This is a genomic window from Streptomyces misionensis (assembly GCF_007896895.1).
GTDB lineage: Bacteria > Actinomycetota > Actinomycetes > Streptomycetales > Streptomycetaceae > Streptomyces > Streptomyces misionensis_A.
In genome coordinates this window covers 100,235-106,719 of record NZ_VOGW01000193.1, presented here as the reverse complement: position 1 = coordinate 106,719, position 6,485 = coordinate 100,235, and the positions used below count along the sequence as shown (strand labels likewise).

7 protein-coding genes are annotated in these 6,485 nt (G+C 75.3%); 5 read left to right on the top strand and 2 right to left on the bottom strand.

The window, feature by feature from the left end; translation table 11 throughout:
- Nucleotides 1-686 (bottom strand): GNAT family N-acetyltransferase (locus tag FRZ03_RS35730; protein ID WP_146469208.1); only part of this gene is annotated, 686 nt, incomplete at its 3' end.
- Between the two features lie 233 nt (nt 687-919).
- On the opposite strand from FRZ03_RS35730, the gene FRZ03_RS35725 reads away from it, so the two are divergent.
- The 5 genes from FRZ03_RS35725 to FRZ03_RS35705 all read left to right on the top strand — a co-directional run bounded on the left by FRZ03_RS35725 (nt 920) and on the right by FRZ03_RS35705 (nt 5,407).
- Nucleotides 920-1,525, top strand: a complete 606-nt coding sequence (locus FRZ03_RS35725) for a sulfite oxidase-like oxidoreductase (protein ID WP_146469207.1) — start codon at nt 920-922, stop codon at nt 1,523-1,525.
- Nucleotides 1,518-2,279 (top strand): ferredoxin reductase, encoded by a 762-nt coding sequence (locus tag FRZ03_RS35720; RefSeq protein WP_146469206.1) that lies wholly within the window; start codon nt 1,518-1,520, stop codon nt 2,277-2,279. Before FRZ03_RS35725 ends, FRZ03_RS35720 begins: the two co-directional genes overlap by 8 nt.
- Before the next feature lie 179 nt (nt 2,280-2,458).
- Nucleotides 2,459-3,043, top strand: a complete 585-nt coding sequence (locus FRZ03_RS35715; protein ID WP_186785799.1) for an Rv1733c family protein — start codon at nt 2,459-2,461, stop codon at nt 3,041-3,043.
- 88 nt (nt 3,044-3,131) lie between these two features.
- Nucleotides 3,132-4,100 carry an acetylxylan esterase gene (locus FRZ03_RS35710; RefSeq protein WP_146469205.1) on the top strand — a complete coding sequence of 323 codons (969 nt, stop codon included), beginning with the start codon at nt 3,132-3,134 and terminating at the stop codon, nt 4,098-4,100.
- A 110-nt stretch (nt 4,101-4,210) separates the two neighbouring features.
- On the top strand, nt 4,211-5,407 hold the full coding sequence (locus tag FRZ03_RS35705) for a serine hydrolase domain-containing protein (protein WP_146469204.1): 1,197 nt from the start codon (nt 4,211-4,213) through the stop codon (nt 5,405-5,407).
- Here FRZ03_RS35705 and FRZ03_RS35700 read toward each other — a convergent pair.
- The gene (locus tag FRZ03_RS35700; protein WP_146469203.1) at nt 5,392-6,156 is read right to left on the bottom strand and encodes a class I SAM-dependent methyltransferase; all 765 of its coding nucleotides are present in this window, start codon (nt 6,154-6,156) and stop codon (nt 5,392-5,394) included. The two genes, FRZ03_RS35705 and FRZ03_RS35700, sit on opposite strands and share 16 nt — an antisense overlap.
- Between the last annotated feature and the right edge of the window lie 329 nt (nt 6,157-6,485).

The following is a 6,485-nucleotide window of genomic DNA, read 5'->3' as shown; positions in this document are numbered from 1 at the left end:
CGCTCGGGAGCCCGCGCGGCCAGGAACGCGGTGTGCCGGCGCAGCCGGAAGCCGAGGGACTCGTACAGCCGGATGGCGTTGGTGTTCTTGGCGCTAGTGTGCAGGAACGGGGTCTCGCCGCGTTCCCGGATGCCGTGCGCGACCGCGTGGATCAGCCGGGTGGCCAGGCCCTGGCCGCGGACGGCGGCGTCGGTGCAGACCGCGCTGATCTCGGTCCAGCCCGGCGGGTGCAGCCGCTCCCCCGCCATGGCGACCAGCGCGCCCTCGCGGCGGATGCCCAGATAGGTGCCGAGCTCGATGGTGCGCGGCAGGAACGGCCCGGGCTGCGTCCGTGCCACCAGGTCCAGCATCTCGGGCACGTCGGCCGGGCCGAGTCGGACCGCCTCCGGATCCGGCGCGGCGGCCACCCCGTCGTCCACGAGCTGCACTCCGCCCACGTGGAAGGTGATCTCCCAGTCCTCGGGCACGTCCCCGCAGTAACCGGACAGCGGGACCTCGGCGCCGGGCCCGGCCAGCACCGCGAGGTCCGCCCAGTCCCGGGCGTCCGGCTCGTCGGGCAGCGCCAGCCACGGGGAGACGTCGACCGGGTAGCGCAGCACTCGGCCGCGCCGCTCGGCGAAGCGGGCGTGCGGGCCGGTGAGGGAGGCGAGGGCGGGGTTGTCGAGTGGGTGCGGGGCAGTGGTCACGCGGCCACCTCGTTCCCCGTGCTGGAACCGTACGCCTCGCGCATTCTCATCCCTCGCTTCGCTCGCCCTGGCACCGGCGCACCGCGGCCGGCACTGAGCGCCAAGGAGCGGGCCCGGGCCGGTATTCCCGCGTCCGGTCAGAGTTCACACGGCCGCAACGATCGGGCCCGTGTTCCGGCGCAGGGCCCGTGACCTGGGACGGGGCACCCGCCGCGACAGCGTACGGTTGAAGCATGAACGTCACGCGAGGCTTCACGGGCCGCGCGCGCGAGCACCACCCGGGACTGCCGCCCGGACAGTACGACGCGCGCGACGACTGGCCCGTCCTGTCCGCCGAGGTCACCCCGGACCTCGCACCCGCCGACTGGACCTTCCGCATCGACGGACTGGCCGGGCGGCCGTACACCTGGGACTGGGAGGCGGCGCACGCGCTTCCCGCCTCGGCGTACGAGGGCGACATCCACTGTGTGACCGGGTGGTCGAAGTTCGGCGTGCGGTTCGGCGGGGTGTCCGTGGACGCCTTCCTCGACCTGGCGCGGCCCGACGCCCGCGCCACCCACGCGCTCGCCCGCTCCCACACCGGTTACACCGCGAACCTGCCGCTCGCCGATCTGACCGGCGGCCGGGCCTGGATCGTGTGGGAGTACGACGGCGAGCCGCTGCCGGCCGAGCACGGCGGCCCGGCGCGCCTGGTGGTGCCCCACCTCTACTTCTGGAAGAGCGTCAAGTGGGTCGCGGGCATCACGCTCCTCGACCACGACGAGCCCGGCTTCTGGGAGGGCAACGGCTACCACTCGCGCGGCAACCCCTGGGAGGAGCAGCGGTACTCCGGTGACTGAGACGACGACGCCCGGCGGTGGGCCGCGGTTCGCGGTGCCCGGCCGGATCGCGGTGAGCGAGCAGGCCGAGACGGTGTGGCAGCCGGCCACGCTGACGGAGATCCGCCGGGAGACTCCCCACGCGGCGACGTTCCGGCTGGCGGTGCCGGGCTGGGCGGGGCACCTGCCCGGCCAGCACCTGATGCTGCGGCTGACCGCCCCGGACGGCTACACGGCGCAGCGCCACTACTCGATCGCGTCCGCGCCGGACGATTCGGGACATATCGAGCTGACCTTGGACCGGGTGCCGGACGGCGAGGTCTCCGGCTGGTTCTACACCGTGGCCCGGCCCGGTGACACGATCGAGGTGCGCGGTCCGCTCAGCGGCTTCTTCGCCTGGCCGGGTGACCGGCCCGCGCTGCTGCTCGGCGCGGGTTCCGGGGTCGTGCCGCTGATGTCGATGGTCCGCCACCACCGGGCGCGCGGCCTCGACGTGCCGCTGCGGATGCTGGTGTCCGCGCGCAGCCCCGAGGAGCTGATCTACGCGCGGGAGCTGGGCGCGGAGACGACCGCGGTGTTCACCCGCAGCGCCCCCGCCGGGGTGCCGGTGGGCCGGGTGACGGCCGCGCATCTGGCACCGCTGATGGCCGAGCGGCCGCCCGGCGGGTGGGAGGCGTTCGTGTGCGGCTCCAACGGGTTCGCGGAGCACGCCTCCCGGCTGCTGGTGCGGGCCGGCCAGCCGGTGGACCGCATCCGCATCGAGCGCTTCGGCTGATCCCCGGGGCCCGTTTCGGCGTCGCCGGGGGGTACTTGGCTCGAACCCTGTCCCAAGTGGGCCTGAACTCGCGGTTCGACGGGTGGGCCGGGTGCGTCGTACGGGGTACGAGACGGGTGTGGACGCTTCGGCGCGCTACGCGCGGGGCGTGAGCGGTCGGCTTCGGCGAGGAGGCGGACATGCGGACCCGGGTGCGCGGCTGGCGCTGGCGGCGCAATACGCTGCGGCGCCGCTGCGATGTGGTGGAGGCGTGGACGGTGCTGGCGGTCGCCGTGCTGCTGTGCGTGGTGGCACCGCTGGCCGGGGCGGCCGCGGGGCTGCACGCGCACGACCGGGCGGCGGCGGACGCGGCGGCGCAGCGGGCGGCACGGCACCGGGTGGCGGCCACCGTGCTGGGCGATCCGGCCGCGTCGCCGCCCTCCCTGCGCACCGGCCGCGGGCACCCCTACCGCGCGGAGGTCCGCTGGGCCGAGCCCGGCAAGGGCGTCCGGACCACCTGGACGCGGGTGCCGGCCGGGACCCGGCCCGGTGACGGGGTCGAGGTGTGGGTCGACTCCCGGGGGCACGGCGTCGGCGCGCCGCGGGCGGGCACCGCGGTCCTCCGGCACGCGGTGACCGTCGGGGTGGGCGTGGCGGCCTGCGTCGGGGGCGTGGTCCTCCTCGGCCACGCGGTGTCCCGGCGGATCGCGCTGCGCCACCGGCTCGCCGAGTGGGAGCGGGAGTGGGCCCGGACGGGCCCGAGGTGGACCCAGCCGAGGACGTGAGCCGGCCGCGGCCCCCGTCCTGGCCCGCCGGGTGACCGCCCTCGTACGGTGACCTCCTCACTGTCTGCCCCGATCAAGGCGGTTGCCCATGGCCCTGTTCGACCTCCCGCTGCCCGAACTCCGCGCCTACCGCGGCGGGTCCACCGAACCCGAGGACTTCGACGCCTTCTGGGAGGACACCCTGAAGGAGGCGCGCACGCACGAACTGGGCGTCCGCTTCGAGCCGGTGGAGACCGGGCTCGCCACCGTCGAGGTGTACGACGTGACGTTCGCCGGGTTCGGCGGGCACCCCGTCAAGGGCTGGCTGCGGCTGCCCGCGGGCACCACCGAACCCCTGCCGCTCATAGTGGAGTTCATCGGGTACGGCGGCGGGCGCGGGCTGCCGCACCAGGACCTGCTGTGGGCGTCGACGGGCCGGGCGCACTTCGTGATGGACACCCGGGGGCAGGGCAGCGTCTGGGGCGGCGGGGGCGGCACCGCCGACCCGGTGGGTTCCGGGCCCGCCCATCCCGGCTTCCTGACCCGGGGCATCGACGCGCCCGGGAACCACTACTACCGGCGGGTGTTCACGGACGCCGTGCGGGCCGTGGAGGCGGCCCGCGCCCACCCGCTGACCGACGCGGCGCGCACGGTGGCGATCGGCGAGAGCCAGGGCGGCGGCATCACCCTCGCCGTCGGCGCCCTGGTCCCGGACCTGGTCGCGGTGGCCCCGGACGTGCCGTTCCTGTGCGACTTCCCGCGCGCGGTGATCCTGACGGACCGCCACCCGTACCGCGAGGTGGGCCTGTTCCTCAAGACGCACCGGGGCCGCACGGCCGAGGTGCTGCGCACCCTGTCCTACTTCGACGGCGTGCACTTCGCGGCCCGCGGCCGGGTGCCGGCCCTGTTCTCGACGGCCCTGCAGGACGAGACCTGCCCGCCGTCCACCGTGTTCGCGGCGTTCAACGCCTGGGCGCACGAGGACAAGACGATCGAGGTGTACGAGTTCAACGACCACGAGGGCGGCGGCCCCTTCCAGGAGGCGGCGAAGCTGCGCTGGCTGCGCTCCCGCGCCTGACGGCCGTGTGCCCGGCACGGCCTCTTCCTCCGGGCCCGCCCGGTCGCTAGGTTCGGGAAACCCGGCCCGGGCGGCGCGATCCGGGCCGTCCCCGCGACCACGGAGGGCCCATGTCAGCCACGCACGACGCCCAGCGGACCCCGCAGGCGGCGGACGCGGCACCAATCCACGGCCACTGCGATCCGAGGTTCGCGGCCGTGCGGGAGGCGTTCGAGGAGAACTTCCGCGAGCGGGGCGAGCTCGGCGCTGCGGTGGCGGTCACCGTGGCCGGGAAGACGGTGGTGGACCTGTGGGGCGGCTGGGCGGACCCGGCCCGCACCCGGCGCTGGGAACGGGACACGCTGGTGAACGTGTGGTCGACCACCAAGGGCCCGGTGGCGCTGTGCGCGCACCTGCTCGCCGACCGCGGACTGCTGGACCTGGACGCGCCGGTGGCCCGGTACTGGCCCGAGTTCGCGGCGGCCGGCAAGGAGAAGGTGCTGGTCCGGCATCTGCTCTCCCACCGCTCGGGGGTGTCCGGACTGCGCGGGCCGCACTCGCTGGAGGATCTGTACGACTGGGAGTTGACCACCGCGCGGCTCGCGGCCACGGAACCGTGGTGGGAGCCGGGCACCCGGTCCGGGTACCACGCGGTGACGTACGGCTTCCTGGTCGGCGAGGTCGTCCGACGGGTCTCCGGGCTGACGCCGGGGGCCTTCCTGGAGCGGGAGGTGACCGGGCCGCTCGGCATCGACTTCAGCGTGGGCCTGCCGGTGCGCGACCACGGGCGGGCGGCCGAACTGGTGCACGCGCCGGCCGGGAGGATCGGGGAGCGGACGCCCTTCCGCGACGTGACCCCGCTGGTGATCGCCGCGATGGCCAACCCCCCGCTGGGAGCCGCGCAGGCGAACACGCCCGAGTGGCGGGCGGCACAGATCCCGGCGGCGAACGGGCACGGCACCGCGCGGGCGGTCGCCGAACTGTACGGCGTCTTCGCGGGCCGCGGTGTGTTCGGCGGGCGGCGGCTGCTCACGCCCCAGGCGGTGGAGCGGGTGCGCGAGGGACAGGGCCGCTGCGTCGACCTGGTGCTGGGGGCGGGGCTCGGTGGCGAGACCGAGATCGGCCTCGGCCTGTGGCTCAGCGGCCCGCAGGGGGCCTACGGGCCCAATCCGCGGGCCTTCGGCCACGACGGGTTCGGCGGTTCCTGCGGGCTCGCGGACCCGGAGGCGGGGGTGTCGGTGGGCTATGTCATGAACCGCATGGGCCCGCGCATCGCCGACGACCCCCGCAAACTGGCGCTGATCGACGCCGTCTACCGCGCCCTGTGATCTCCCGCCGCTGATCCCCCGCCCCTGCGGGCCACCACCAGGCGCGCCCGCGGAGCGCCGTCCGCGCGCCGCCCGAACTCGGGCAGGGCGCGCAGTTCGACGGAGAATCCGGCGCGGGTCAGTGCGGTCGTCACCTGGCCGAGCCGGAAGGCCCGGTAGTACATGACGAACGGCGGCCGCCACAGGGCGTTGCGCGCCCGCATCACCGCGTCGAAGCCGAGCAGCGCCCAGAACGCGGGACGGGTCGCGCGGGGCGGGGCGAGCACCGGGAAGGCGAAACTGCCGCCGGGCCGCAGCACCGAACGGACCTGTGCGAACAGCCCGGGCAGTTCACGGGGCAGGAAGTGGCCGAACGCCCCGAAGCTGACGACGAGATCGAAGGCGGCGGTGAACGGCAGGGCGCGGGCGTCGCCGCGCACCCAGGCGACCCGGGGCCCGTCGGCCGCCCGGCCGGCGTCCGCGCGCCGGGCGACGTCGAGCATCCCGGCGCTGAAGTCGAGGCCGGTGACGGTGCGTCGGCACAGTCCGGTCAGTGCCGCCGTGCCCGCGCCGGTGCCGCAGCACAGGTCGAGGCCGTCGTCGAAGGGGCCCAGCGGGGCGAGCGCCCGCGTCACGGCGTCGAGCACGCTGTCGGGGGTGCGGAAGGGGGTGCGGTCGAACTTCGGGGCGAGCAGGTCGTAGCCGCGCTCGACGGAGGACAGCGCCTGGACGGCGAGTTCGCGCAGCGTGGGGCCTTCGGGTCCGAACATGCCCTCAGCCTGCCGCAATCCGCCGCCCCGAGGCCACGGGGGCTCGGTCGCGGGCCGTGGAGTCCGCGAAGGGCCCGCGGGAGACTCTTGACCGAAGCGGTGGCACGGGTACAATGCGAACAGCGCATGTGCGTGCCCCTCGTATCGGCACCGATGTCGCCGTCTTCTCTCCCAGCCCCTCGGCCGGGTCTTTCCCCGGTCCGGGCTTCTTCCGAGCAGCACCTCCAGACCCGCGCGTTCTCCGCGCTGTCCGAGGTGCCGTCTCCGCCGCCGGAGGACCCAACCGCCTCCCCTCGCGGCCGCTCCCCCCCTCCCACGCGCGTTTTCCC